Genomic DNA, 25,690 nt, shown 5'->3' with positions numbered 1-25,690 from the left:
ATTCTAATACAGGCTGAGTTTTTAAAGTGCTAAGTGTAGCTACTTATCAACTTTTTCTCTATGATGCGACAATAATTAATTGCGATAAAAGCATGATTGGTTAATGAGACAAATGAAGCATCACTTTAAAATCAACCCTCTAGCGACTGCGATCTTAACCCTTTTATGTGGCAGCTCAGCCTCAAGCTATGCTGCATCAACTGTCTCATCCGATGTAAATGCAGAACAACTCAAACAGCGCATTAATGAGACCTATCCAGGTGAAGCCTTCTTTTCACAATACTATGTCGATAAATCCTCGGCTGAAGCGCAGCAACGTCAGGGACAGTATTTAAGTTCGGCTTATTGTGAAGGTGCCTGGGTCACCCCGATCGCTCCAGATGCAGCGACTATTGCGCCAGACCAAGCCACCTCGACCATTACCGCCGATTATGGACATTACAATCCGGCAGGCGACTCCTATCTGGAAGGCAATGTGGTTATTGATCAGCAAGGTCGTCAAATCCGTGCCGAACGAGTGACCATTGATCAGACCCAGACCTATGCCAAAGCAGCAGGTCAGGTACAGTTAGCACAAGGCGGTCTGATCTCACAAAGTGATGATATTAATTATAATTTAAAAACCCAACAGGGCGATTTAAACAACAGTTTCTATATTGCAGAGCAGCAACATGCCCACGGTCGTGCAGAAAAGATTGCCAAAACATCGACTGATACGATAGAACTGGAAAATGCCACTTACTCTACCTGCCCGCCTGAGCAAAAGCCGACCTGGAAAATACAGGCAGAAAAGATCAAGCTGAATCAGGAAACCGGACGTGGTGAAACCCGCAATACCAAACTGTATGTCAAAGACGTTCCGGTATTGGCAATACCTTATTTCAACTTCCCGATTGATGACCGCCGTACTACCGGCATTCTAACGCCAACTTTTGGTTTTACCAATGATGGCGGACTTGAACTCGGTGTTCCTGTTTATCTGAATTTGGCCCCACAGTATGATGCTACCCTCACGCCGCGCTATATTGGTGATCGTGGTGCCATGCTAGATGGCGAGTTCCGTTATCTGACAGAAAATTATGGTGAAGGTCGCATCTGGGGTGGCTATCTACCTTCGGATGAAAGTTATGATAATGAGGATCGTAAAAGCTTACATTACTTGCATAATTGGCAAATCAACGATCAGTTCTCGACCAATCTGGAATATAATTACGCCTCAGACAAAGATTACTTTGCCGACTTGGACAATAACCCGAACTCAAAAACTGACTTAAACCTGCGCCGCGCCTGGGAAGTCAATTATAAAAATGGTATTCCCGGCTTAAAGGCACAATTCAAAGTCGAAGATTTCCAGACACTCGATCCCACTGTACTGGATGAAGATCGTCCTTATGCACGTTTGCCACAGCTTTTAGTCAATTATAAAACTGGCAATCCACTCGGATTACAGCTTGAGTTTAATAACGATACTGCTTATTTCCAGAAAGACCTGAGAAATTTTGCTGATATCCCTCAAAATGATGACAAGATTTATCAACCAAGTGGCACCCGCATCTATAACGACTTTTCGGTGCGTTATAATCACTATAACCCGTGGTCGTTTTTTATTCCGGAAGCATCTGTACGCAACATCAATACCTTCTATGATGAGAAAACCCGAGACCGTGGTGGTTCTAGTGAAAGCCAGTCCATTGTGGTGCCACAATTCACGCTGGACACCGGCTTAATTTTCGAAAAAGAAGGCACCTATTTACAGACCTTAACGCCTCGTCTGTTCTATGCCTATTCACCTTATGAAAACCAGCAGAATCAACCTAACTTTGACTCAGTCGTCGCTTCGATTAATTATGATCAGCTTTTCAGTGCGCGTCGCTTCTATGGCAACGACCGCCTGGAAGACAACAACTTTGCCTCTTTAGGTCTGAGTTATAGCCTGTTTAATGAAGAAGGTCTGGAACGCCTACGTGCGAGTGTCGGTCAAAGTTTCTTCTTTGAAGATCGCCGTGTCACACTGGAAAATGATGCAGATGAATTCGACCGTGAAAGTCATACTGGCCCTGTAATTCAACTGACCAGCCAGCTGTCAAATAATGTTCACATTAATCTGAACTCAAGCTGGATGTCGAATGGCCAAAATGCTGAGCGCGATCTGCAGGTTTATTATACCGGTGAGCAAGGCAATCTATACAACGTCGGCTATTTCTATCGTAAAGACATTCCGAACCGTCAGAAGAGCTATGATCATGTAGTGGGTTCATTTATCCAGCCGATTGCCAACAACTGGCGTCTGGTGGGACATGCGCAGTTTGACCTCGACAATAGTGTCGCACGAGAATATTTACTTGGCGTGAACTATGAGTCATGCTGTTGGGGAGTTTCTGTATATGGTCGTTCATATTACAATGACTTAGACAACGTTAATGATTCAAACGTCAAAGCCAAACGCGCCATTATGGCCGAGGTCAGCCTGAAAGGCTTAGGTGGGTTAAGCAGCAAACTCACCTCATTACTAGAAAATCGCATTCTAGGTTTTAACAATATCAATCAAACTTGGACAGAACGTTAATGAAGACAAAACAGTTAAAACAAATTTTTAAAGCGACTGCACTTGCGCTATGCCTTTCTTCAGCGATGACGACGTTTGCTGTTGCCCAACCTAAAGATGAAGTTGTAGCTGTGGTCGACAATAGTATCATTCTGCGTAGTGATCTGGCTCAAGGTGTGGCCGAGATTTCTCATCAGCTGCAAAAGCAAAATCAGACAGTTCCACCCCAACAATTTCTTGAGCAACAAGCCTTAGAGCAGCTCATTATTCGTCAAGCACAACTTGAACAAGTTAAACGCTACAATATTCGTCCCGATGAAAAATCCCTGAATGATGCAGTACTGAAAGTTGCACGCGATTCGGGCTCAACCAGTCTGGAAGCTTTCCAGCAAAAACTGGATGCCATGGCGCCCAATACCTATGCTTCTTTACGCAACCGTATTGCGGAAGATTTAGCGCTGAATCGTTTACGTCAACAAGTCGTGACTTCACGGATTCAAATCACAGACCAGGATGTTAAAAACTTCCTAAATACCCCGCAAGGTCAGGCTTTACTCGGCAGTCAGGTACATGTGCTGCATTTACGTGTAAGCGGCGAAAATGCTGAACAGATTGCTACACAGGTAAAGCAAGAGCTGAATAACAGCAATGATATTCAGGCAATCAGCAAAAAATACAGCACTGGCGGCATTAAAGTCGAAGCTGCTGACATGGGCGTGAGAAGCCTGTCAGAAATTCCGGCAGAACTGGCTGCACGTGTCACGACCCTACAGCCAGGTCAAACCTCTGAACTCATTCCGGTTGCTGATGGGGTACATGTACTCAAGCTACTAGAACGTAAAGGTGGCGAACAAAAAGCCCTGGTTCCTCAATACTTGACCCGTCACATCCTGATTCAACCCTCTGAAGTAGTCAGTCCGGAAAATGCCAAACAGATGATTGACAGTTTATATAGCCGCCTGCAACAAGGCGAAGATTTTACTGTTTTAGCTTCAACTTTCTCCAATGATACCGGTTCAGCACGTGATGGTGGCAGTCTTGGCTGGGTAAGCCCTGGGGTAATGGTGCCTGAATTTGAACAACAGATGAAAAGCACCCCAGTGGGTCAGTTCAGTAAACCGTTTCAATCCCAGTTTGGCTGGCATATCCTGCAAGTCAGCGAAACACGTCAACAGGATATGACAGAGGAATATCAAGAACGTATGGCCCGTCAATTACTTGGTGAACGACAGTTTGATGCCGAGCTGGACAGCTGGTTACGTGAAACACGCAGCAATGCCTATGTAGAAATCAAAGATCCACAACTGGATCCTAAACGTAATCGTTAAGCCCAGATCCATTTTAAAAAGCCAGCGCTAGATTGCTGGCTTTTTAATTTTTATCCATGCAAAACTTACAGGCATAAAAAAACCTCTCGATGAGAGGTTTTTTTAATTTTCAGACTCGATTAACGATTATTTTCGTCGTCTTGAGTATCTTCAAATTTAGTATCGTTGTCAAAGCCAGCGCCTTGACCACCAAAGCCACCTTGACCACCGAAGCCAGCACCTTGACCGCCACCGAAGCCGCCTTGACCACCAAAGCCACCACCTTGACCACCAAAGCCAGCGCCTTGACCGCCACCGAAGCCACCTTGACCACCAAAGCCAGCACCTTGACCGCCACCGAAGCCACCTTGACCACCGAAGCCAGCGCCTTGACCGCCACCGAAACCACCAGTAGCACCTTGACCGCCAAAGCCAGCACCTTGTGGACCAGCAGGCGCACCAGCAGGACGAGGATTACGTGCAGGCACTACAGTTGAAATTGCATGCTTATAAACCATTTGGCTTACTGTATTTTTTAATAAAACCACGTATTGGTCGAAAGACTCGATATGACCTTGTAATTTAATACCGTTTACCAGGAAGATAGATACTGGGATACGTTCCTTACGGAGAGAATTCAAGAATGGATCTTGTAAAGTTTGACCTTTAGACATGTTATAACTCCAAAAAAAATTAAAAATCAGCGCAAAAACTATCTCTATTTTTCAATTAAAAATTATAAAAAAGATAGTCCCTAAATTTTGCTTTATCCGTGACAGTTTCGCAAGTCTTGTTGAGCCTGCTGTAGCGTAAAATATGTTGTAAATTTATGCTTTTCTTGCAAAGACCTCAGCCACGTATATTGACGTTTTGCAAGTTGTCGTGTCGCAAATAAAGCTTTATCCTCCATTTCCTGTTGCTTTTCCTTGGTTTTGTCAGCATTTTTTAAGAATTCTATAGCTTGACGGTAACCTACCGAACGCATAGAAGGTAGATTTTCATTAAAATCGTATTTTTCAATTAAACTAACAACTTCATTTAAAAAACCGTTTTTCCACATCATTTGCAGACGTTGTTCAATACGCCCGTGTAATTCTAACCGATCTGGCATAAGTGCATAGTTATAAAAACTGTAACGATATGGTAAATTTTTAGGTTGCTCTGCCTGTAGTTTTGTAATCGGCTCACCGGTCAGTTTAAACACTTCTAAGGCACGAATAATACGCTGCTTGTCACTAACCTTGAATTTCTCCGCAGCAACGGGATCTACGGCACTTAATTCTGCATAAACAGTCTCCCAACCTTCTCGCTCGCCTTTGGCTTCAATTTCAGCACGAATCGTATAGTCGGCACTGGGCAGATTATCTGACAACCCCTCAAGTAAGGCTTTAAAATACAGCATGGTTCCGCCCACCAATATCGGTGTTTTACCACGTGCATGAATATCATCAATTAACCGGCAAGCATCTTCAACAAAGTTTGCCGCAGAATAGACTTCAAGCGGACTGATAATATCGATCAGATGGTGCGGATAGCGCGCCAGTTCCTCTTTAGAAGGCTTGGCTGTTCCAATATCCATTTCCCGATAAACCAGCGCAGAATCGACTGAAATCAGCTCGAATTTTCCCTGCTCATACAGTTCACATGCCAAAGCGGTTTTGCCACTTGCAGTTGGCCCCATTAAATTGATGACCGGCAATTGATTGGACATGTAAAACTACTCTCCTCGAGCAAAAAGTTTGTCTAGTTTATTCAATGGAAAAGCGCGCCAAGTCGGACGGCCATGATTACATTGACTGGCAAATTCAGTGTGTTCCATCTGACGCAGTAAAGCATTCATTTCAGACAGGCTTAAAATGCGATGCGCACGTACTGCACCATGACAGGCCATACCTGCCAGAATCTGGTCACGTTTCTGCAATAGACCCTGTACCTGATCATTCGGATCCAGATCATTTAACAGCTCGGGAATCAGTGCATCAAAATCTGCTTTGTGCAAAATGGCAGGTACGCCACGCACAATCACCTGTTCATCACCATACTGGTCAATTTCAAGCCCCAAACGCATTAACTGCTCTTTGAGTTCTTCGACCCGCATCGCCTGCATTCGAGTGATGTTGACCACTTTGGGAATCAGCAATTGCTGTGATGTCCAGAATTCAGGTTTATCCCAAGCCGATTTCATTTGCTGCAAGACAATCCGCTCATGTGCTGCATGCATATCCACAATGATCAGCCCTTCGGTATTTTGTGCCAGAATATAAATCCCATGTAACTGGGCAATCGCAATCCCGAGTGGATGTTCATCGACTTTGGCCTGTATATGACTTTGCAAGGCTTGCTCTGCAACTTGTGGCTCATAGGCAGACGCTTGATCACGCAGCGGTGCCAGATAGCTTTGCAGGGCATTATTCAGCTGCTGCGAGCCTGCATAAGACGCATTATAGTCTCGCGCATAATGTACCGTTTGCGGCCGCGAAGATTCAAAGTCGGTCAGGACATCCGATGCCTCATTTTCATCTTTAGCAGCTACAGGTAGGTTAGAGGATAATTGCTGCTGCGCATGCGCAGTCTGGTGCAGGCTAAACTGTTCCTGATAACGCGGTTGCGGTACAAGTGCAACAGGTTCATCATCAACTTTCATCGCAGTTGCTAAATCAGCAGTTGCCGTCTGGAATTGTGCCAGAGTTTCTTTGGCATAATGCCGTACAAACTCATGTACTTCACGCTGATTCAGAAAGCGAATTTCATGCTTAGTGGGATGGACATTGACATCAACATTTTCAGGATCAACTTCTAAAAACAGCAAATAAGCCGCATGTTGATGGCCATGCAAAATGCCATCATAAGCCATCCGCAAGGCATGAGAAATGGTTTTGTCTTTGACAATCCGGCCATTGACATAGACATATTGCAAGTCGGCCTGTGCACGCGCATCTGAGGGATGACCAAGCCAGCCTGATAAACGCATGTTGATACTGTCAGCATCGATCCAATAAGCATTTTCAGTGAACTGACGACCCAATAACTGCTGTACCCGCTGGAAACGTAAAGCACCGCTGTCCGCCACGGGTAAATTCAGCTTGATGCTTTCATTATGTTCCAGCACAAACCGGATATCAAAATGCGTCAGTGCCATACGGCGTACAATTTCTTCAATGTGGCCAAATTCAGTGCCCGGTTTCTTTAAGAATTTACGCCGCGCAGGCACATTAAAAAATAAATCCTGAACCCGGATATGCGTCCCTTTCGAAGCCGCGACCGCTTGAATCTGCTGATGATCAAAAGCCGTACCGTTTACTTCTACCTGATAACCAATGCCATCCTCATTTTGACTGCTGATCATGGTCAGGCGTGAGACTGCTGCAATCGATGCCAGCGCTTCTCCACGAAAGCCTAAACTGCTGATCGCATACAGCTCATCGGCACTCTGGATTTTGCTGGTGGCATGACGCATGACGGCCAATGCCAGATCTTCAGCATGAATACCACGGCCGTTATCCATAATTTCAATTAAGGTACTGCCACCCTGTTCCACCCGGATGATCAGCTCGGTCGCACCCGCATCAATCGAGTTTTCCAGTAATTCCTTGACCACGGATGCCGGACGTTCAATCACCTCACCTGCAGCAATCTGGTTGGCCAGCGCAGGATCAAGGGCACGGATACGGCGTAGGCTTAAATCATTCGACATGTGAAAATTGACGCTCCAAAGCCTCTCGCAAAGCAAGATTAGAGGAAATCAGGCTTGCAGTACGGGTCAGTTCATCTTCAGATTTTAAAATTTCAATAATCAGGTCAGCTTGCGGAATTTCATCGCCACCTTTGGAGGGCCATTCAAATAAAAATAGCGCATTCGGAGTTTCCAGATAATCCCGGATTCCCATCAATTCGAGTTCATAGGGGTCATTCAGACGGTACAGGTCAAAGTGAAAAATATCCTGCCCATTGATCTGATACGGTTCGACCAGCGTATAAGTCGGACTTTTCACCGAACCTTGATGACCCAGCTGTTGCAAATAATAGCGCGTTAAGGTCGTTTTTCCTGCCCCCAAATCACCGATCAGATATACGACTCCCGCAGGGAAATTTTCGGCCAGAACCTTGGCCAGTTTCTGGGTATCGTCTTCATGATTTAAAGTGACATTAAATGAATAAGGCATATTACTCACGACATGATGCAAAAGAATAAATATGATAGCATCGCCACGCTTTAAAAGCCTATTCACCTGTGTGAGAAACTGTATTTTTTCACCATTTCTGTTTCTGAGAGGTTGATCTGCCTGCCATGCATCCGACTGTTGAGTTTAATCCGCCCATGTTAAATGGGGTCAGTGCCAGTAAAGTGTTCTTGCAGGATAGTCTAGATGCACCCCCGACAGTTTTTGCTTATTTATGCACGCAATTTGCGCATATCGCAGCAGATGAATGGCAAGCCCGTTTCGCCAAAGGTCTGGTCTATGATGCGCAGGGCCATCAATTAAGCACAGAAAGTCCATTTCAGGCCAATAGTCATTGTTTTTATTATCGATTTTTGGCACATGAAGTGCATGTTCCTTTTCAACATCAGATTTTATTTGAAAATGAGCATTTCATGGTGATCGATAAACCGCACTTTTTGACCATGAGTCCGACCGGTCAGTATGTACAGGAAACCTTGCTGGTTCGTCTCAAAAAACAAACAGGCAATGAACATTTAACACCGATTCACCGGCTAGACCGTGAAACGGCCGGCGTAGTTCTCATTTCAAAATATGTAGAATCTCGTGGCCTGTATCAACAGATGTTTGCCACACGGCAAGTGCAGAAGACCTACCATGCGATTGCAGCATACAAGGCTGATTTAGAATTTCCATTGATCACACGATTAAGAATGGAAAAAGGTCAGCCCTTCTATACCATGCAGGTGGTCAACGGCGAAGCCAATAGCGAAACGGCAATCCAGCTGTTAGAACATAATAAAGAATGGGCCAAATATGAACTGAAACCACACACTGGCAAACAGCACCAATTACGCGTGCACTTGAATCATCTCGGTATTCCAATTCAGAATGATCCGTTTTATCCACGGATAGCGCACAAAGCCGAAGATGATTTTTCTGCCCCTTTAAGCTTATTGGCCCAACATATTCAATTCATTGATCCGATCACGCAGAAAAGCATGAATTTCAGCTCCAGACTTGAATTGACACTGTAAATCGCTTGTCATTACAGATTATTTTCTAAAATCGGTCGCTTTAAGATTGAATTTCAAACGTAATTGATTAGAATAAAGGCGAAAAGTTAAGTAATTTAAAGCTTTAAAAATATTATGAGAAAAACTGAAGTTTATCAAATTCGCTTGGACTCGCAAGAGAAGAAACAAGCCTTTGCGGTATTTAAGCAATTGGGGATTACGCCAGCTCAGGCCGTGCGTCTTTTTTTCAAACAGGTGGTGATTACCAAATCGATCCCCTTCTCGATTGAAAACCAGAATATTAATCTGGAACAACTGATCCGACTGCGCAAACTGAAGCAAAATGAGATCCAGAATGGGCAAAGCAGCTTGCCAAATTCAACACTCAATTCTCTGGATGATCAGGAAATCCAGCTCGATGATGATCATCTGGATTTATTTGAAGAACTGAATGCCATTTTAGGTGAAAGCGACAAAATTTAACATTGTTGCATTTCCGAACAATTTCTAAAGCCGGCCACTGACAAACTTCGCTATGCTTGATGCTGATAATGAATAAAAAATTAGCATGGAGGATGCAATGCTCGTACGACGCGCTCAATCAGCAGACCTGAATCAGCTTGCGATATTATTCGATGAATATCGACAATTTTATGGCACCTCCTCTAACCCCGAACTCTCCTACCAATTTTTAAAACAACGTTTTGAAGATGGACAGACCGTCATTTTCATTAATACCAAAGATGATACTTTTACCGGCTTTATTATCCTGTATCTGGGTTTTTCTTCGGTGGCCTGCTCGACCTATTATATTCTGGATGATGTCTATATCACCCCGATATTTCGGCGTCAGGGTGCAGCCAGACAACTGATTGATACCGCAATTTTATTTGCCAAACATGAACAGGCCTTAAGAATTACCCTGGAAACCCAAAAGAACAATTACCAATCGCATGAATTGTATGAATCTATGGGATTTATTAAGGATAATGAGTTTCAGACCTATCATTGTTTCCTGAGATAAAATCTGATCGTTCAAATAAACTTGAGAAGAATAACTCAATTATTCTTCTGAACGGAATTTTGCCAAAGCCACCTGTTCTGCATTTAAATAGATCCATTCTCCTTCAGCCAGCTCAGGCAGAGCCAAAGCACCAATTTGAGCACGATGCAATTGCTCGACTTTATTTCCGACGGCTGCCAGCATGCGTTTCACCTGATGATATACCCCTTGATGAATGCTCATTTGCAGACGGCTTTCAGACAGACGTATCACTTCAGTGGCTGCAAAAATACCTTTTTCATTGCGTAGCTCAACGCCTTGTTCCAGTTGCTGTAGCTGAGCATCAGTGACTGGATCTGCCGTTTGCATTTGATAAACTTTGGCCACATGTTTTTTCGGATGTGTTAACGCTTGCAGAAACTGGCCATCATCAGTCAACAATAACAGTCCGGTGGTGTCCTGATCCAGACGACCCACGCATTGAATGCCACGATTCAGCAGCATCTCATCAAACAGATCAAACACACTAAAATGATGCGTGGCCTGATGCGAACACTCATAGTCCTGCGGTTTGTTTAAAGCGATATAGACTTTCTCTCGATAGCGATGGGCCTTGCCATAGACCTCGAAGTCTAAATCATTCAAATCCAGTTTATGTTTAGGATGATCAATCACTTCATTCTGGATAGAAACAGCACCATTTTTAATCAATTGCTGACAATGCTTGCGGGAACCGAAACCTTGTGACTGCAACATTTTTTCCAATAGCATCTGCTTAAACCTGTATCGCGTGAAGAGTTGTGCATTCTATCCTGAAACACACCTAAATTGATTGCTTCGCTTATTTTCTTCGTATCACCAGCTGAAACGCTCTACAATGGTGGCATTTTCCATGTTTCCTCTCCCGCCCATGTCACAACTCGATTTAAATTTGATGGTTCTTTTGGTATTACTGGCCTGTGGTATATTCAGTCACAATAGTGCTGTCACCATCGCTGCAGCGGTACTGATTGTTCTTAAAATTACCCCGCTACACGACCTGTTGCCTTATGTACAACAACATGGTTTGAATATCGGCATTATTATTTTAACCATCGGGGTATTGGCACCGATTGCGAGTGGCAAAATTGCCGGAGAAAGTATTCTCAAGTCATTTCTCAGCTGGAAATCTTTACTGGCCATTGCCATTGGTGTTTTTGTGGCTTGGCTCGGTGGCCGCGGTGTGAAACTGATGTCGAATCAACCGGATATTGTCGCGGGCTTATTGATTGGTACTGTAGCAGGTGTGGCGGTGTTACGCGGCGTACCTGTTGGGCCGCTGATTGCAGCCGGGATTTTATCTTTATTGATTGGTACACAATAGATTCAAATCATCAGCACGCATCACCCGTATGCAAAGATTTCTCAAAAATACATCACATGACCTATAATATGCAGGTCATCTATTGATTCCCTTGCACCAAGCTTTAAAGCAGTGTTTCAAGCTTGCTCAGGATATATCATCAGATCAACAGAAGATTCATCTTGGTTGTAAGCTTTCCAAGCTAAAATAAAAGCGATACAAAAAAATAGAATGATCTTTAACAAGCTGTGACCTGATAAAAATTTGAAATTTACTGCATGACAAATCCGAGCCTAATCTTTTAAGGCATAAACCAAACTTTCTATCATCTCGCCGTTTTCCAAATATACTTTAACCGGAATCCGTTGATATTCATCACCTTCAAACGCATCCAGCTCTTCCCAATATTGGGGAAGATGCTCAGATATAAATACATAACCCTGAACAGTCTCGCCCGAATCACTGAGCTGAATGCCCGGGCTACCCAGTTCAGCCCCCCAGCCACGCTGTTGCAAATGCCCACGGATATAAGCGGCTTTCCAGCTTCCCCCAATCCGCTCCATGACATGGGCATTGGGTTGCTGCGGACGAAGCGTGCCGTATACGAATAAACTATGCATCTTAAAAGTTCTGAAGGATCATTTCGGGGATTACTCTACAAATAACAGTGCCAGACGGACTTGGTCATAGGCCATTTTAGGCGTGGTGAGTTCTACAATCGGGCGCAACTTAATCGAGCCATCATCATTAAAATGCTCAGCACTTTGACGTTTGGTTAAGCGTTTATAAATTTTACGCACCTGCTCCACCACTTCCTCACCCGGATGAGCCACCGAAATATCCAGTCCCTGCTCTTTGTGTAAACGGCCTAGATGATTAATGATTGTCGCTGGCGTCAGACCACGTTCAGTCGCGATATCCGCAACTTCATAGCCTTCTTCAAACAGTGCTCGGGTTTCATCCAGTGTGGCAGTGGCATAACTCTGCTTCGTGCCACTCTTGGAAATTTTCTTTTCATTGCGCTGGATTTCTGCTTCATTCAATGTGCCACCGCAGTGACGAATAAAGGCTTTATGCTGCGCAGTCAAATCGACATTTTCAAAATTCGCTTCGGCTTCATCAGAAAGTTCCTGAAAACGACGATCAGCTTTAATCGCTAAACTGTCAAGTTCCAAAGCCTGCTCATTAAAGCCTTTTAAACGTAAGCCATTTAAGCTTTTCAACCGTGACAGCGCCACATAACCTTGACCTTTCTCGAAAGTATGACTCAGATCAATTTCTGCTGCTTCCAAGGTCATCCCTTGAGATTTATGAATGGTAATCGCCCAGGCCAAGCGTAAAGGAATTTGCTGGAAACTGGCAATAGTCTTACCAGCTTCATTGTCTACCGACCAGGTTTCCGGCTCCACCACCAAGGTCGTGCCATCGGTCAGTTTTACTTTGGGCAGCACACCATATTCATCGTCTTCTTCAAAACTGATCACTTCACCCAGACTGCCGTTGATATAGCCCATATCAAAGTTATTTTTTACAAACATGACTTTGGCATGCTTTTTCAAGGTTAAGGCTTCTGGTGCACGTACTGAAGATTTTAAAGTTTCAATCAGCTTTTCATTGCCATCACACTGGGCATCAAACTGGCGCGGATCATTGTCAATTTCATTCAGATGTTTAAAGTTAAGACTATCCACATCCATATTATGGGTATACAGACGCGTATAGGTATCGCCGATTTCTTGATGTCGGGTTGCCTGTAAAGCCGTGCGATGTTCATGGCTAATCGCCTGCGCACGGATCGCATTCAGGATGTCATTCAGATAATCATTGCCCTGACGATGCTGCTCGGTCAGATAACAGACCCGAAACTTGGCTTCTACCCAGGCTTCCGACATAAAGCAGAATTTATCGCGATTACGCTCGTCATTCTTACCGACTGGCGGCAACTGGAAAAAATCCCCGGCCACAATTACCTGAATACCGCCAAAGGCTTCATCACTGTCCTTAAAATATTTCAGCACCTGATTGACCAGATTCAGCTGCTTGGCATGCAGCATGGAAATTTCATCAATAATCAGAACTTGGGCATTTTCCAGATGTTCTTTTAAGTATTTACGCTCTTTCATGCGCTTTAAGTCATCTTCGGACAAAAAGTCTTTAATGCCGATGCCGGCCCAGGTGTGAATGGTCATACCATTCATATGCGTGGCTGCAATACCGGTCGATGCCGTAATCGCGACGGCGACTTTACGCGCTTTTAAATAATTAATATATTGATTCAGCGTATAGGTTTTTCCTGCACCCGCAGAACCGGTTAAAAAGACATTTTCTCCTGCTTTGAGTAACTTAAGGGCAGTTTCCTGTTTCATAAGAGCAATACCGTGAAAGAACGGCTATAGCCTAACGATTTTTGGCAGAAAAGTTAAGCGTCATGGCGGAAAACCACTTAATCTTGCACTTAAGCCTGCAAGTTGAGCCAGTTGATAAAATGCATCGCGATATTGCTATATTCAGCTTCTGCCTTTTGATTGTTCGGATATTCCAGCTGATCGAAGATCACTTGCCCATTGACGATTCGACAGCCCAGAATTAAAGGTAAACGCACATCCGGATGCGACATGCGAAAGGCCACATATTGCCCTTCAATAATCTGCTGGGCATAACTGGCAGCCAGACAGTTCCTGAAAACCTTGGATTCTTCCAGAATACGATCCAGATTTTTAAGCTCCTCAAAACGCCAGTTGAAATATAATAAAAATGAGGCCTGCGTCAAAGGTGACCAAGTTACGAGCGCAAACTCTTTTTTCAGCTTGGCCATCATTTCCTGCTTCTGAATCTGATCATGCCAGATCACGGCCTGAGCGAATAATCCACTCCAGCTGAGGTTTTTCGGAATCTCGTTATGACTGGAAAAATATTCCACTAAATAGTCACGCACATAACTGTCAAATACAGACTCACGCACATGTCCACTGTGTAAATAAAACAGCTGTCTAAATTCGACAAAAGGAATCCGATAGCGCTGCAACACATGATAGAAATCCCGATTCTGCTGGCTTTGAGGCTGAATATAGGTCAAGACTTCTTCTGGAAGATGTGTGGTAATTTTATATAGATGCTGCATATATGCCTGCATCACCCGGCTCAGTTGCAAATAGACTTTCTTGGTGATCTGATCATCCATTTTGACCACGTTACGCAGCAGTTCTATCCATTCGTCCAGATACAGAATCGAGGGAGTGATGGCAATCCGCTGATCATCCATCGATTGGCGTGTGCCTTTTAAGACCACCGCCTGATTATGCTGATGTTGAAACCAGTCATGCTGGATTGCATATTCATGCATGCTATGAATAAACAGTCGCGCTGAGACATATTGAAAATATTGTAAGGTCGCCAGAATAATCTGCGGATGAATATGATGGCTGTCTACAAAACTTAAGGCCGTCACTGCCACCCGCACGCTGCTGTGCTGAATATTGCTACTGATCCAGTCCAGTACTTCGGCTGGTTGCCTGAAAATCCAGTTCACTGCACGATGACAGTCAAATAGTGGTAATCGGGCCACCTTTTTTTGCCATAAATAGGGATGATTTTCCAGAAAATTTCGTTTGGCTAATAAGTCATCGCGATGCCAGACCTCACGGTTCATCAAACGGACAAAACCGAGCAGGTGGCTCTGCTCCTCGGCATGTCGATACAACAGCCGAATATCATCGCTGTGATCATTCAGTTCATGTAAATTAAAACGCTCTTCAAAAGACAAGGACATAATCCGAAACGTCGCCGGATGCAAAAACTGTGCGGCACTAAAACAGAATTCATCCAGAGTGTCCATTAAGGACTGGATGGACAGGAACTCATCCTGCTGTAGAAATGCCAAAGAAAAAGCCTGTTGCAAGCTTTCAAGAATTTGCGGGGGAATATCCTGTTCGTCCAGAACAACGTTTTGCATGACTGGTGTTGTATACAACCCGGCCTCTATTAAATGATGATCAATAATCTCAGCCTGAACCACCGACATCTGTCGCAGGAATGCCAATACCCGTGCTGGGCCATTTACCGCTTCATAGACCTGGTTCAGAATCAGTTTGCGTAATTGCTTGGCTTTGTCACGTAAATACAGCGAATGCTGCGGTTTCGAGTCCCCAGTCAGGAAATAGATATCCTGTAAAAAAAATTCTTCTAGCGCTTCTGCTTTGTATTGCTGAAAATAAAAATGACTCTCAACCAAAACGGGTGCAGTTCCGGAGTCCAGTGCATATGCAGTATAAAACTGGATATAGAACAACCCGTCCAGCAATTCAATCCGGTATTGACCCTGCTGAATTTTTAATAGATTTTGTGCAGTCAGATGACCAATCATCGCCATCTGATCCAGATAAAGCTGGTTCAACTCCGGAGAAATCCGCAAACATTGTTGTGCCAGCAATTTTAACGGCGCTACCCAACCACCCTGTTCCATATACGCACCTATTTATTTTATTTTTATATTGAATCATGTTGAGCCCTCGATCATCGATCAGTGACTATTTGACCATACATTATGGCAGTACTCGCACAATAAAACAGCACTGCAGGATGACTTCTAAATATAGCGCATCTCAATATGTCACAACTTGGATTTACAACGAGGATTCGGTTGCCTGCTGATCTTGCTGACGGTGCACAGTGAGCGCTGCCAACCCCGTATAAATATGCTGTTGCAAGCTATGCCGAAACTCAACCAGCTCTTCTTGCGTCTGCACCTGAGCAATCGATAGTCGTGGCATAAACTGAAAATAAAAGGGCAAGCGTTTTGGCAACAGGTGTTTGGGCAGAGAAGGAATCACATCGCCCTGACGTAGTAATTTATTGAGTTGTGGTATTTTAAGTAGTGTTTGAAAATACTTATGCTGGATAATCTTATTGGCATTAAAGCCAATCTCATAGACCTCATCCGCACCGAGAGCGGCAAAAGGGACAAGATCATAGTTGAATTCTTGCGCCAGCTTTAAAAAGCCGTAACGCTGCTTCCAGATCAGCTGATACTGCTCACCCTGACGTTTGAGCACTTCACGACCGCCACCCGGAAAGACCAGAATGGAATAGCCTTGCTGCATTGCAGCACGCACATAGGCTTGTGTTCCATCAATGGCACCAAACTTTTTCACGGCTTCACGCCACAGCGGCACATAAAAATGGCTATGATCTGCAATACTGACCACAGCCACCTTATGTTCGTTGTAGAGGTAATCAATCAGCATCGGCGCATCAAAGATGCCATACATGGAATGATTACCGACATACATTGCAGGTCGACTGGCATCCATATACTCAGCCCCTAAAAATGTCGGGGTAAAATATAACTTGGAGAAGGCGCTTAAACGCCTGATCCACTGCCCGTCATGCTTGGCCTGCAATCTGTCTACTCTCTATTTATTGCGGATCATGCCACACGTTTTTGAACCAGAATCGAACCCACTGAATAACCAGCACCGAATGAACAAAGTACGCCGTATTCACCATCTTCCACTTCATGGGCAGTGCGGTGTAATGCAATGATCACGCCTGCAGAAGAAGTATTGGCAAACTCGTTCAGAATCATCGGCACCAGACCAGGTTTGGCATTTTCTTTGCCAACCACCAGTTTCAGGATCAGTTCATTCATACTGGCATTGGCTTGATGGAGCCAGAAGCGTTTCACGCCAGTCGGTGCAATCTGATTCTTCTCCAGTTGCGCTGTAATCATTTTCGCAACCAGTGGGCAGACTTCTTTAAAGACCTTACGGCCATCCTGACGGAAACGCTTGTCATCAATGTCGGCATTTTCAGAGGTATTCAAGAAACCAAAGTTATTGCGGATGTTATTCGAGAACTGGGTGAACAACTCGGAATCCAGAATTTCAAAACCGGTTTTGCTTTCAGTGTTTTCAATAATTGAAGCGGTTGCCACATCACCAAAAATAAAGTGACAGTCACGTGAACGAAAATCGGTATGTGCAGAGGTAATTTCCACATTAACCAATAACACACGACGCGCACCAGCCTTAATCGCATCATAGGCCTGTTTCAGACCAAATGTTGCTGCCGAGCAGGCCACATTCATGTCATAGGCATAGCCTTTAATTCCTAAAGCGGTTTGAATCTCGATGGCAACGGCAGGATAAGCACGTTGCAAATTCGAGCATGACAAAATCACGATATCAATATCTTCAGCAGTTACGCCTGCATTTTCCATCGCCTGCTTGGCTGCGATTACACCCCATTCTGCTTGCAGTGAAATTTCATCATCTGCACGTTCAGGTAAATTCGGACGTAAACGTTTCGGATCTAGAATACCGCTTTTTTCCGCAACATAACGGCGTTGGACACCAGATGCCTTTTCAATAAATTCTGCACTAGAACCACGACGCGCTTCAATTTCGCCTGCAGCGATTTTGTCCGCATTTTCGTGATTAAACAGTTCCACATAAGCATTTAAACTTTCAACTAATTCTTCATTGGTGATGACATTTTCCGGATGGAACAAGCCAGTACCCGTAATGCGGATGCCCATGTAAAACTCCTTCTCTGAATTACCTATATCTTAACTGATTCCAAGACGATCCCATACTTTTTGCAAGCGAGTTGGAGACACGGGTGCTTTTGTTTTCATCGGTTGTGAAAACAATGAGATTCTTAACTCCTCGACCATGAAGTACAACTCTTTCAGACGAGGGTCATCTTTAAACTTGAACAATTTTTCCATCCATTGATCAATTTGGTCAATGGCGGAATTGTCCCTTTGTAGATTATTGGGCAAGCGGTCTAAACGCAAGATCAAGGCTTTCAAATAACGTGGAAATTCGATCCATACATCGGATGGTTTACGATATACAAAGTCAGAAAGACTCATTAAATCAAGTTGATCTTCAATATCATTGATATTTTTCTCAAACACAGAATGGTCTAAAACCAATAATTTCCGGCGGATTTCCTGCCACTGGATATAAATATCTGTAATCTCTTTCAGGGTAACTTGCCCATGACTTAAGAAAGATTTTTTTACATCTTCAACCAGTTTTTGGAACTCTTGCGCATTGACAGGTAGCTCATTCATGGACACTTGCAGTGTGGCATAAACTAACATTTGTTCTAGTTGGGCCTTGTCACCGAGTGGCGAATAAGCCAGTGCCAAAGGTTTGGAGATCTGTTTTTTTAACTGGCGAATCAGGTCTCCCAGTTGCATATGCACCAGTCGGATCACCCCTTCACGATGTTTTTTGATCGCTTCCGCCTGATCGTTAAAGGTCTGAATCACCACGCCCGACTCATCTTTTTGCTCCAGTGCAGCAAAGGCTTTGGTCGGCACCAGCGCCTGATACTGCTTGACCACGACACCCGTGACTTTTTGTGAGGCTTCAAACACAAAACTTTCCGGGAAGGTTTTAAATTCACCTTTCAGCTGCTTGACCGGACTATGGGTTTCAGCCCGGCAACGTGCTTTCAGCTCTGACAAATCACGACCCTGTTCAATGACACGACCTTTTTCATCAGTGACTTTAATAAACGGTAACAGATACTGTTCGACCCGGTCAAAGCTGAAATCTTTCTCAGTGATTTGATCGCCACGTAACTGGAACGCCAGGAAACCAAAGATATGTTTCTGCAGATCCTGTACATCGACTTTTGCCATGAGTTTTCGTGCAGTATCTGGAATTGGCACCAGATTACGGCGCTTGTCCTTCGGCAAGCCTTTTAGCAATGCTTCAATCAGGTCCAGACGCCAGCCTGGAATTCCCCAGGACCAGATTGATTCATCTACCTGAGCCAAGGCTTGCAGTGGAATTTTAACTGTCGCGCCATCTTCATCATGACTCGGGTCAAAGCGATAGGTCGCTGCCAGACGAAGTTCACCATTACGTAAATAGTCAGGAAATTGCTGTGTGGTTGGACGGTCATTCAGCCATAATGCATCATCATCAACAAATAAATAACGTGGCTGCTGAGGCTCAACAGTAGCCCGCCAATCTTCAAAAGTACGGCGGCTGGCCACTTCAGCTGGCACTTTAGATGCATAGAACTGGTAAATGGTTTCTTCGTCTACCACCAGATCACGACGACGCAATTTATCCTCAACCCGTTCGACTTCTTCCAGTTTAAGCAAGTTATGCTTTAAAAATGGCGGACTAATACCGAGATGACCCGTAGTTAAAGCATCGCGTAAGAAAATTTCATGCGCCGCAGCCTGATCGACTTTTTCATAATTGATTGCTCGTTTTGGCTCAATGATCAGACCAAATAATGAAATCTGGTCATAAGCGTTCACCACACCGGCTTTTTTCGACCAGTGCGGTTCAAAATAATGATGCTTGAGCAGATCGCGGGCGGCTAGCAGTATCCATTCCGGTTCAATCTTGGCCAGAGTGCGTAAATACACTTGCGAGGTTTCCACCATCTCAAAAGCCATGACCCACGGCGTATTGCTCTTATGCAAAGTCGATGCCGGGAAAATCCGGGCTTTCTGCTGACGTACCGCCATAAACACATTACGTTCATCGGTCTTGTTGGCAATAAACGACAATAAGCCGGTGAGTAATGCACGATGCAGATTTTCATAACTGGCAGCTTTGTCATTAAATGACAGTTTTAGACCTTGAGCCAAGTCCACCAGTTGTTCATGGGTTTTTTTCCATTCACGTAAACGCAGCCAGCTCAAGAAATGATTCCGCGCAAATGTACGGCGTTTATTCTCACTCATACTTTCGCGATTGCCGTGCAATGTTTCCCAGAGTTTTATATAGAACAAAAAGTCAGAATCAGCTTCACGGAACAAGGCATGTTTCTGGTCGGCCTGCATTTGTTTGTCTGCAGGACGTTCACGCGGATCTTGCACCGCGAGCGCCGCAACAATAATCAAGACTTCGTTTAAAACACCAAAATGTGCGCCACCCAAAATCATACGGGCCAGACGTGGGTCAATCGGCATTTTTGCCATTTGCTGACCGATTTTGGTTAATCCACTGCTTTGAAGTCTCCCTTTCTCAAAGGGAGATTTAGAGGGATTTGCTTGATCATCTTCAGTTTTAGGAGAATTTTTCTCGGCCATTGCCCCCAACTCAATCAGCAACTTACGGCCATCATTCACCAGACGGTGATCCGGTGGTTCGATAAAATCAAAGTCCTCCAGCGAGCCTAAACCCAGACTCTGCATCTGCAAAATCACCGATGCCAGATTGGTACGCTTGATTTCAGGTTCAGTAAATTCCGGACGGCTCAGAAAGTCGTCTTCTGAATACAGGCGGATACAGACACCGGGCGCAATACGACCACAACGGCCTTTACGCTGATTGGCTGCAGCCTGAGAAACGGCTTCAATCGGCAGGCGCTGCACCCGTGAACGATAGTTATAACGTGAAATACGCGCAAAACCACTATCAATTACATAACGAATATTCGGTACAGTCAACGCTGTTTCCGCGACGTTGGTGGCAATAATAATACGTCGCCCACCACCGGAAGGATTAAAGATTTTTTGCTGCTCTGCCAAGGCTAAACGGGCAAATAAGGTTAAGACTTCAGTATGCCGTGGTCCATGCTTGATCAGGGTTTCCTGTAGCTCGCGAATTTCCTGTTCTGTACTGGCAAAAATCAGGATATCGGCATGTTCGGGATGGCCTTTTTCTTGTGCATCCTGAAAACATTCTTCTACCGCTTTAACCACAGCACGCGGCAAGTTTTCTTCGAAGTCATCAAATTCATCATCATCGCTGCCGCCAATGCTCATTTCCGAGATCGGGCGATAACGCAGTTCAACCGGGAAACTACGGCCTTCTACTTCAAAAATGGGTGCACCATTAAAGTAATTACTAAAACGGTTTACATCCAGTGTGGCAGACGTAATGATGACTTTCAGGTCTGGACGACGCGGCAGTAACTGCTTCAGATAGCCCATAATGAAGTCGATATTCAGCGAACGTTCATGTGCTTCATCAATAATAATGGTGTCATATTTGCTTAGGTAGCGGTCATGCGTCAGTTCGGCAAGCAGAATACCGTCAGTCATCAAGCGTACAATTGAATCTTGGGAACCCTGTTCAGTAAAACGCACTTTAAAGGAAATTGATTCCCCGAGTTTTTCGCCAACTTCTTCAGCAATACGCTGTGATACGCTTCGAGCCGCCAGTCGGCGTGGCTGGGTATGTCCAATCAGACCAGTCAGGCCGCGTCCAGCCAGCATGGCAATTTGCGGTAATTGTGTGGTTTTACCAGAACCGGTTTCGCCAGCCACAATAATGACCTGATGCTTTTGAATCGCGGCTATCAGCTTGTCAGCGTATTGGGTAACGGGCAAATCTTGATTCAGCTTGATGTCTGGAAGACGTTCCAGCCGCTGCCGCACTTTCAGATTGGATTTTTCAAATAGTTCCTGATACTGCTTGGCATTGGCATCTTTCCCCTTCTTCAGTCGATTTAAACGGTGACGGTCACGCGCCATTATCCATTGATCTACATTTAAATGACTCTGCACAGAGAAAACACCCACATCAAAAAACCGGAAAAGTTTATTTTACTTGGTTCATTAGCTTTCAGATAGTCGTAGTTCTGTTAAGTGCCGGACAAATTGGCTTTACTCGTCTCATTTCCCTTAATTCGGCGTAGTAAATCGAGCAAATTACCCCGCTACTCTCACCTGTCCACATGATTAAGTTTAAGCATAAACCTAATTTTTAAATTGATATCGAGAGTATTTTGAGGAAAACAGGATTTTTTTCCTGATTTGCCCTTGAATTTTTCAGTTTCAGCATCATGTTTGTTAGCACGAGGAAAAAGAGATAATTTTGTCATGAAGCCATCATCTTGATGCTGCTCAATGAACAAAGCTATTTTGTGAAAATGGAGAATTTTTACATGATTCGGTTTTTCCGATTTTTGTAATGTAAAAATACCATTTCACCAATAAAGTAAATTTCTATAAGCTAATTGAAATTCAAAACAAACCTCAATCATGGAGACAATGATGAGCTTAATTAATACTGAAGTTAAACCATTTAAAGCAACTGCATTCCAAAATGGCCAATTTATTGAAGTAACTGAAGCTGACCTTAAAGGCAAATGGTCTGTAGTATTCTTCTACCCAGCTGACTTCACTTTCGTTTGCCCAACTGAACTGGGTGACCTTGCTGACAACTACGCTGAATTCCAAAAATTAGGCGTTGAAATCTACTCAGTTTCTACTGACACACATTTCACACACAAAGCTTGGCACGATTCTTCAGAAGAAATCAAAAAAATCCAGTATGTAATGGTTGGTGATGCAAACTGGACGCTTGCTAAAAACTTTGACGTATTAATCGAAGCTGACGGCCTTGCTGATCGTGGTACTTTCGTCATCGATCCAGAAGGTAAAATCCAAATCGTTGAAATCAACGCCGGTGGTATCGGTCGTGATGCTCAAGAACTTCTTCGTAAAGTTAAAGCAGCTCAGTATGTACATGCTCACCCAGGCGAAGTTTGCCCAGCTAAATGGAAAGAAGGCGATGCAACTCTTGCTCCTTCAATCGACCTAGTGGGTAAAATCTAATTTTAATTAGATTAAACTGACTCAAAAAAACCACGCTCTTTAGCGTGGTTTTTTATAACTTTTGATTTGATTTATTTATTTTAGAAGTAATGTTTACACGCAGATTGAGTGTGTGTATTTATCCCGAAATTGCTTGAATCGTCTATTTCTTTGCGATCTATCAAACTGCGCTGAATAAGTTTTAATTTCTCGCTGCAGCTATTTTCTTACAATCCTCTGCCCATTCTTACAATATAGCTATACATCTACAGCACGGCATGGCATAAGTTCAAATGATAAGAAAATAAATATTCAGTGGAGGAACGCATATGCAAAAACTGCTTACAGTGATTTCATGGAAATATAATCCCTCAAGCCGCCACCTGAAAATCGTTTATAGTAATGGCCATAAGGAACTCTATCATCCTGTACCCGAATTTATTTATGACAACCTGCTCAGACGTGACGATAAAGCTGCTTTCGTACATAAATATCTTGAATATAATTTACATTTCAATAAAGTCTGTATGGATTAAAACTCATGCGATTCACGATATCCGACCATCAGCAGACCCGCACCGATCGGTACAGTGCTGATGATAAAACGCTGATCTTGCTGAATCAGATGAATAAACTCTTCCACTTCTGCTGCATGTGAAATGACATTATCCACCACAAGCATCCCACATTTTGGCTTGAGTAATCGAGCCAAATGCTTCCAATAGCCTAGATAGGCATCGCGCTCTGCATCCAGTAAAATAAAATCAAACTGTTGCTGTGAAGCTTCTAGATATTGCTGCGCATCCATCACTTTAAAATCAATAAGATGCTCAAAACCCAATGTATTTGCATAGTGTTTCGCTTGAGTGACACGTGCTTTATCTATTTCCAGTGTGGTTATCACTGCTTGGGTATGCTGAGCAGCTTCAGCTAGCCATAAAGTCGAATAGCCTGTGGATGTACCAATTTCCAAAATATCTTTGGCTTACTGGGCACAAATCAACATGGATAAAAATCGACCTGATTCTAGTTCTATATTGCGATATCGTTGCAGTCGATCTGTCTGCTTGAGATCATGCATATGAAATTTTTCATATAATTCATGCATGAATTTTTCAAATTCATCTGGATTTAGCATAGCCCCTCCCTGAGCTTTTTTAGCTTAAAGCGCCTGAATTAATTTAAAGCGTTCCACTTCACGATCATCGTTGGTGGTAATGGTTTCAGTGAACATTGTTAAAGGGCGCACCCAAATCGAATAATCCCCATAGAGACATTGATAAACCACCAGCTTTTCTTCAGTTTCACTGTGCGTGGCGACATGTAATACCTGATAAAGCTGGCCTTTATAATGCTGATAAATTCCGCGCTGTAATTCCATGATTCAGCCCTCCTGTTATAGATGCCTAATACTAACTGAATTAAGCAAATATCAAGTTAAATTACTTGAAAATTCTTATTCTAACGCCATATAAAAATCTGAAATTAATGATGCATTTTTCAATAAATCAGTAATTCCGATCGATACTATAAAAACAAACTGTTTTACCTATTTTGATTTATGCACTAATATCGCTTTATCAAATAAATATTTATTCCTTTGGAGACGTTAGCCATGTTAGACCAAAATACTTCAGCCCAATTAAAAACACTACTCGAACGTCTGGAAAGCCCGATTGAACTGGTTGCGACTTTAAATGATTCCGACAAATCTGCAAAAATCAAAGAACTGGTTGAGGAAGTGGCTGCATTATCTGATTTAGTCACTGCACGCTTTGACGGTACAAACCAACGTGCTCCAAGCTTTGGTATTGCCAAAGCAGGTGAAGAGCCACGGGTCTACTTTGCAGGTCTGCCAATGGGGCATGAATTCACCTCACTGATTCTGGCTTTACTGCAAAGCTCTGGTTATGCACCGAAAGTATCTGCTGAAGTTTTAGAGTCGATTAAAGGCTTAGGAATCAAATCTGATTTTGATGTATTTGTATCACTCAGCTGCCATAACTGTCCGGATGTGGTTCAAGCCTTAAACCTGATTGCAATTTACAACCCGGGCACAACAGCCACCATGATTGATGGGGCATTCTTCCAGGATGAAGTGGAAGAACGCAAAATCATGGCAGTTCCAATGGTGTTCCAGGACAACCAGCATATCGGTCAAGGTCGTATGACGTTGGAAGAAATCGTGGCAAAACTGGACTCCAACTCTGCAGCAAAAGAGGCTGAAAAGCTCAATGCTAAAGATGCCTTTGATGTACTGGTGATTGGTGGTGGCCCTGCGGGCAATACCTCTGCCATCTATGCTGCACGTAAAGGCATTAAAACCGGTATCGTGGCTGAACGCATGGGTGGTCAGGTCATGGACACCATGGACATCGAAAACTATACATCGATTCAAAAAACTCAAGGTCCCAAGTTTGCTGCTGAAATGGAAGCACATGTACGTGAATACGGTGTTGACATCATGAACCTGCAACGTGTCTCTAACATCAAAGGTGCAGATGAAACAACGAATGGTCTGGTAGAAGTGACTTTAGAGAATGGTGCCAAACTGGAATCGAAAACCGTGATTCTGTCGACCGGTGCACGCTGGAGAGAAATGAACGTTCCGGGTGAGCAGGAATACAAAACCCGTGGTGTTGCCTACTGCCCACACTGTGATGGTCCATTGTTTAAAGGCAAACGTGTTGCGGTAATCGGTGGGGGTAACTCTGGTGTTGAAGCTGCGATTGACCTTGCAGGGATTGTAGAGCATGTGACTTTGGTCGAATTTGATACTAAACTGCGTGCGGATCA

21 protein-coding genes and 1 pseudogene are annotated in these 25,690 nt (G+C 43.8%); 9 read left to right on the top strand and 13 right to left on the bottom strand.

From position 1 onward, the window contains the following. The first annotated feature begins 112 nt into the window (after positions 1 to 112). Entirely contained in the window at positions 113 to 2,566 is a 2,454-nt protein-coding gene (locus tag FTU45_RS06925) for an LPS-assembly protein LptD (RefSeq protein WP_180075022.1), read from the top strand. Beyond that, positions 2,566 to 3,873: a peptidylprolyl isomerase gene (locus FTU45_RS06920; protein ID WP_100329628.1), complete on the top strand. Its 1,308-nt coding sequence runs from the start codon at positions 2,566 to 2,568 to the stop codon at positions 3,871 to 3,873. The genes FTU45_RS06925 and FTU45_RS06920 overlap by 1 nt, the downstream gene beginning before the upstream one ends. Positions 3,874 to 3,992: 119 nt before the next feature. Here FTU45_RS06920 and hfq read toward each other — a convergent pair whose 3' ends face one another. The 4 genes from hfq to tsaE all read right to left on the bottom strand — a co-directional run bounded on the left by hfq (position 3,993) and on the right by tsaE (position 8,015). Further along, positions 3,993 to 4,526 (bottom strand): RNA chaperone Hfq, encoded by a 534-nt coding sequence (gene hfq / locus FTU45_RS06915; protein WP_074383259.1) that lies wholly within the window; start codon positions 4,524 to 4,526, stop codon positions 3,993 to 3,995. A gap of 92 nt (positions 4,527 to 4,618) precedes the next feature. Next, entirely contained in the window at positions 4,619 to 5,563 is a 945-nt protein-coding gene (miaA, locus tag FTU45_RS06910; protein ID WP_005097348.1) for a tRNA (adenosine(37)-N6)-dimethylallyltransferase MiaA, read from the bottom strand. A 6-nt stretch (positions 5,564 to 5,569) separates the two neighbouring features. Then, entirely contained in the window at positions 5,570 to 7,546 is a 1,977-nt protein-coding gene (gene mutL, locus FTU45_RS06905) for a DNA mismatch repair endonuclease MutL (protein ID WP_005170358.1), read from the bottom strand. Next, entirely contained in the window at positions 7,536 to 8,015 is a 480-nt protein-coding gene (tsaE, locus tag FTU45_RS06900) for a tRNA (adenosine(37)-N6)-threonylcarbamoyltransferase complex ATPase subunit type 1 TsaE (RefSeq protein ID WP_005097351.1), read from the bottom strand. Before tsaE ends, mutL begins: the two co-directional genes overlap by 11 nt. A 125-nt stretch (positions 8,016 to 8,140) precedes the next feature. Between tsaE and FTU45_RS06895 the strand changes: the two genes are divergently transcribed. From FTU45_RS06895 to FTU45_RS06885, 3 genes are all read left to right on the top strand, one after another. After that, entirely contained in the window at positions 8,141 to 9,049 is a 909-nt protein-coding gene (locus tag FTU45_RS06895; RefSeq protein WP_005097353.1) for a pseudouridine synthase, read from the top strand. 114 nt (positions 9,050 to 9,163) lie between these two features. Then, the gene (locus FTU45_RS06890; protein WP_005097354.1) at positions 9,164 to 9,511 is read left to right on the top strand and encodes a type II toxin-antitoxin system RelB/DinJ family antitoxin; all 348 of its coding nucleotides are present in this window, start codon (positions 9,164 to 9,166) and stop codon (positions 9,509 to 9,511) included. Positions 9,512 to 9,608: 97 nt separating this feature from the next. Continuing rightward, positions 9,609 to 10,052, top strand: a complete 444-nt coding sequence (locus FTU45_RS06885) for an N-acetyltransferase (protein ID WP_005097355.1) — start codon at positions 9,609 to 9,611, stop codon at positions 10,050 to 10,052. A 39-nt stretch (positions 10,053 to 10,091) separates the two neighbouring features. Here the strand turns inward: FTU45_RS06885 and FTU45_RS06880 are convergent, their stop codons facing one another. Continuing rightward, entirely contained in the window at positions 10,092 to 10,802 is a 711-nt protein-coding gene (locus FTU45_RS06880) for a pseudouridine synthase (protein WP_005097357.1), read from the bottom strand. A gap of 139 nt (positions 10,803 to 10,941) precedes the next feature. Here FTU45_RS06880 and FTU45_RS06875 point away from each other — a divergent pair, with 139 nt between their 5' ends. Further along, a complete protein-coding gene (locus tag FTU45_RS06875; protein WP_005097358.1) occupies positions 10,942 to 11,394 on the top strand; it encodes a DUF441 domain-containing protein in 453 nt (150 codons plus the stop codon). A 272-nt stretch (positions 11,395 to 11,666) separates the two neighbouring features. On the opposite strand, the gene FTU45_RS06870 is transcribed toward FTU45_RS06875, so the two are convergent. The 6 genes from FTU45_RS06870 to hrpA all read right to left on the bottom strand — a co-directional run bounded on the left by FTU45_RS06870 (position 11,667) and on the right by hrpA (position 21,862). Next, positions 11,667 to 11,993, bottom strand: coding sequence for a gamma-glutamylcyclotransferase family protein (locus tag FTU45_RS06870; protein WP_180040984.1), 327 nt, complete (start codon positions 11,991 to 11,993; stop codon positions 11,667 to 11,669). Between the two features lie 30 nt (positions 11,994 to 12,023). After that, entirely contained in the window at positions 12,024 to 13,739 is a 1,716-nt protein-coding gene (locus tag FTU45_RS06865) for an AAA family ATPase (protein WP_005097360.1), read from the bottom strand. A gap of 89 nt (positions 13,740 to 13,828) precedes the next feature. After that, positions 13,829 to 15,835: a hypothetical protein gene (locus FTU45_RS06860; RefSeq protein WP_180076185.1), complete on the bottom strand. Its 2,007-nt coding sequence runs from the start codon at positions 15,833 to 15,835 to the stop codon at positions 13,829 to 13,831. A 160-nt stretch (positions 15,836 to 15,995) separates the two neighbouring features. Then, complete coding sequence (locus FTU45_RS06855; RefSeq protein WP_180076184.1) at positions 15,996 to 16,772, bottom strand: 1-acyl-sn-glycerol-3-phosphate acyltransferase; 777 nt, start codon at positions 16,770 to 16,772, stop codon at positions 15,996 to 15,998. Between the two features lie 26 nt (positions 16,773 to 16,798). After that, a complete protein-coding gene (locus FTU45_RS06850) occupies positions 16,799 to 17,908 on the bottom strand; it encodes a beta-ketoacyl-ACP synthase III (protein WP_005170328.1) in 1,110 nt (369 codons plus the stop codon). A gap of 30 nt (positions 17,909 to 17,938) precedes the next feature. After that, entirely contained in the window at positions 17,939 to 21,862 is a 3,924-nt protein-coding gene (gene hrpA, locus FTU45_RS06845; protein WP_167381280.1) for an ATP-dependent RNA helicase HrpA, read from the bottom strand. Between the two features lie 489 nt (positions 21,863 to 22,351). Between hrpA and ahpC the strand changes: the two genes are divergently transcribed. Both ahpC and FTU45_RS06835 read left to right on the top strand, forming a co-directional pair. Continuing rightward, positions 22,352 to 22,915, top strand: coding sequence for an alkyl hydroperoxide reductase subunit C (ahpC, locus tag FTU45_RS06840; protein WP_005097370.1), 564 nt, complete (start codon positions 22,352 to 22,354; stop codon positions 22,913 to 22,915). A 308-nt stretch (positions 22,916 to 23,223) separates the two neighbouring features. After that, positions 23,224 to 23,430 carry a KTSC domain-containing protein gene (locus FTU45_RS06835; RefSeq protein WP_005170323.1) on the top strand — a complete coding sequence of 69 codons (207 nt, stop codon included), beginning with the start codon at positions 23,224 to 23,226 and terminating at the stop codon, positions 23,428 to 23,430. Here the strand turns inward: FTU45_RS06835 and FTU45_RS06830 are convergent. After that, positions 23,427 to 24,032 (bottom strand): annotated as a pseudogene (locus FTU45_RS06830) (O-methyltransferase). The gene FTU45_RS06835 and the pseudogene FTU45_RS06830 sit on opposite strands and share 4 nt — an antisense overlap. A gap of 24 nt (positions 24,033 to 24,056) precedes the next feature. Continuing rightward, positions 24,057 to 24,275: a DUF1653 domain-containing protein gene (locus FTU45_RS06825; protein WP_005097373.1), complete on the bottom strand. Its 219-nt coding sequence runs from the start codon at positions 24,273 to 24,275 to the stop codon at positions 24,057 to 24,059. Positions 24,276 to 24,509: 234 nt separating this feature from the next. On the opposite strand from FTU45_RS06825, the gene ahpF reads away from it, so the two are divergent. Continuing rightward, positions 24,510 to 25,690: alkyl hydroperoxide reductase subunit F (gene ahpF / locus FTU45_RS06820; RefSeq protein WP_180076183.1), on the top strand; the 1,181-nt coding region annotated here is incomplete at its 3' end.

This window comes from Acinetobacter sp. YH12106 (assembly GCF_013418995.1).
GTDB lineage: Bacteria > Pseudomonadota > Gammaproteobacteria > Pseudomonadales > Moraxellaceae > Acinetobacter > Acinetobacter pseudolwoffii.
The sequence above is the reverse complement of the archived record's forward strand: the minus strand, read 5'-3'. Positions and strand labels throughout refer to the sequence as shown.

Bases quoted from the DNA above. Each gene is read 5' to 3' on its own strand.
- FTU45_RS06925 (WP_180075022.1), top strand. From the start codon at position 113: ATGAAGCATCACTTTAAAATCAACCCTCTAGCGACTGCGATCTTAACC.
- FTU45_RS06920 (WP_100329628.1), top strand. From the start codon at position 2,566: ATGAAGACAAAACAGTTAAAACAAATTTTTAAAGCGACTGCACTTGCG.
- hfq (WP_074383259.1), bottom strand. From the start codon at position 4,526: ATGTCTAAAGGTCAAACTTTACAAGATCCATTCTTGAATTCTCTCCGT.
- miaA (WP_005097348.1), bottom strand. From the start codon at position 5,563: ATGTCCAATCAATTGCCGGTCATCAATTTAATGGGGCCAACTGCAAGT.
- mutL (WP_005170358.1), bottom strand. From the start codon at position 7,546: ATGTCGAATGATTTAAGCCTACGCCGTATCCGTGCCCTTGATCCTGCG.
- tsaE (WP_005097351.1), bottom strand. From the start codon at position 8,015: ATGCCTTATTCATTTAATGTCACTTTAAATCATGAAGACGATACCCAG.
- FTU45_RS06895 (WP_005097353.1), top strand. From the start codon at position 8,141: ATGCATCCGACTGTTGAGTTTAATCCGCCCATGTTAAATGGGGTCAGT.
- FTU45_RS06890 (WP_005097354.1), top strand. From the start codon at position 9,164: ATGAGAAAAACTGAAGTTTATCAAATTCGCTTGGACTCGCAAGAGAAG.
- FTU45_RS06885 (WP_005097355.1), top strand. From the start codon at position 9,609: ATGCTCGTACGACGCGCTCAATCAGCAGACCTGAATCAGCTTGCGATA.
- FTU45_RS06880 (WP_005097357.1), bottom strand. From the start codon at position 10,802: ATGCTATTGGAAAAAATGTTGCAGTCACAAGGTTTCGGTTCCCGCAAG.
- FTU45_RS06875 (WP_005097358.1), top strand. From the start codon at position 10,942: ATGTCACAACTCGATTTAAATTTGATGGTTCTTTTGGTATTACTGGCC.
- FTU45_RS06870 (WP_180040984.1), bottom strand. From the start codon at position 11,993: ATGCATAGTTTATTCGTATACGGCACGCTTCGTCCGCAGCAACCCAAT.
- FTU45_RS06865 (WP_005097360.1), bottom strand. From the start codon at position 13,739: ATGAAACAGGAAACTGCCCTTAAGTTACTCAAAGCAGGAGAAAATGTC.
- FTU45_RS06860 (WP_180076185.1), bottom strand. From the start codon at position 15,835: ATGGAACAGGGTGGTTGGGTAGCGCCGTTAAAATTGCTGGCACAACAA.
- FTU45_RS06850 (WP_005170328.1), bottom strand. From the start codon at position 17,908: ATGGGCATCCGCATTACGGGTACTGGCTTGTTCCATCCGGAAAATGTC.
- ahpC (WP_005097370.1), top strand. From the start codon at position 22,352: ATGAGCTTAATTAATACTGAAGTTAAACCATTTAAAGCAACTGCATTC.
- FTU45_RS06835 (WP_005170323.1), top strand. From the start codon at position 23,224: ATGCAAAAACTGCTTACAGTGATTTCATGGAAATATAATCCCTCAAGC.
- FTU45_RS06825 (WP_005097373.1), bottom strand. From the start codon at position 24,275: ATGGAATTACAGCGCGGAATTTATCAGCATTATAAAGGCCAGCTTTAT.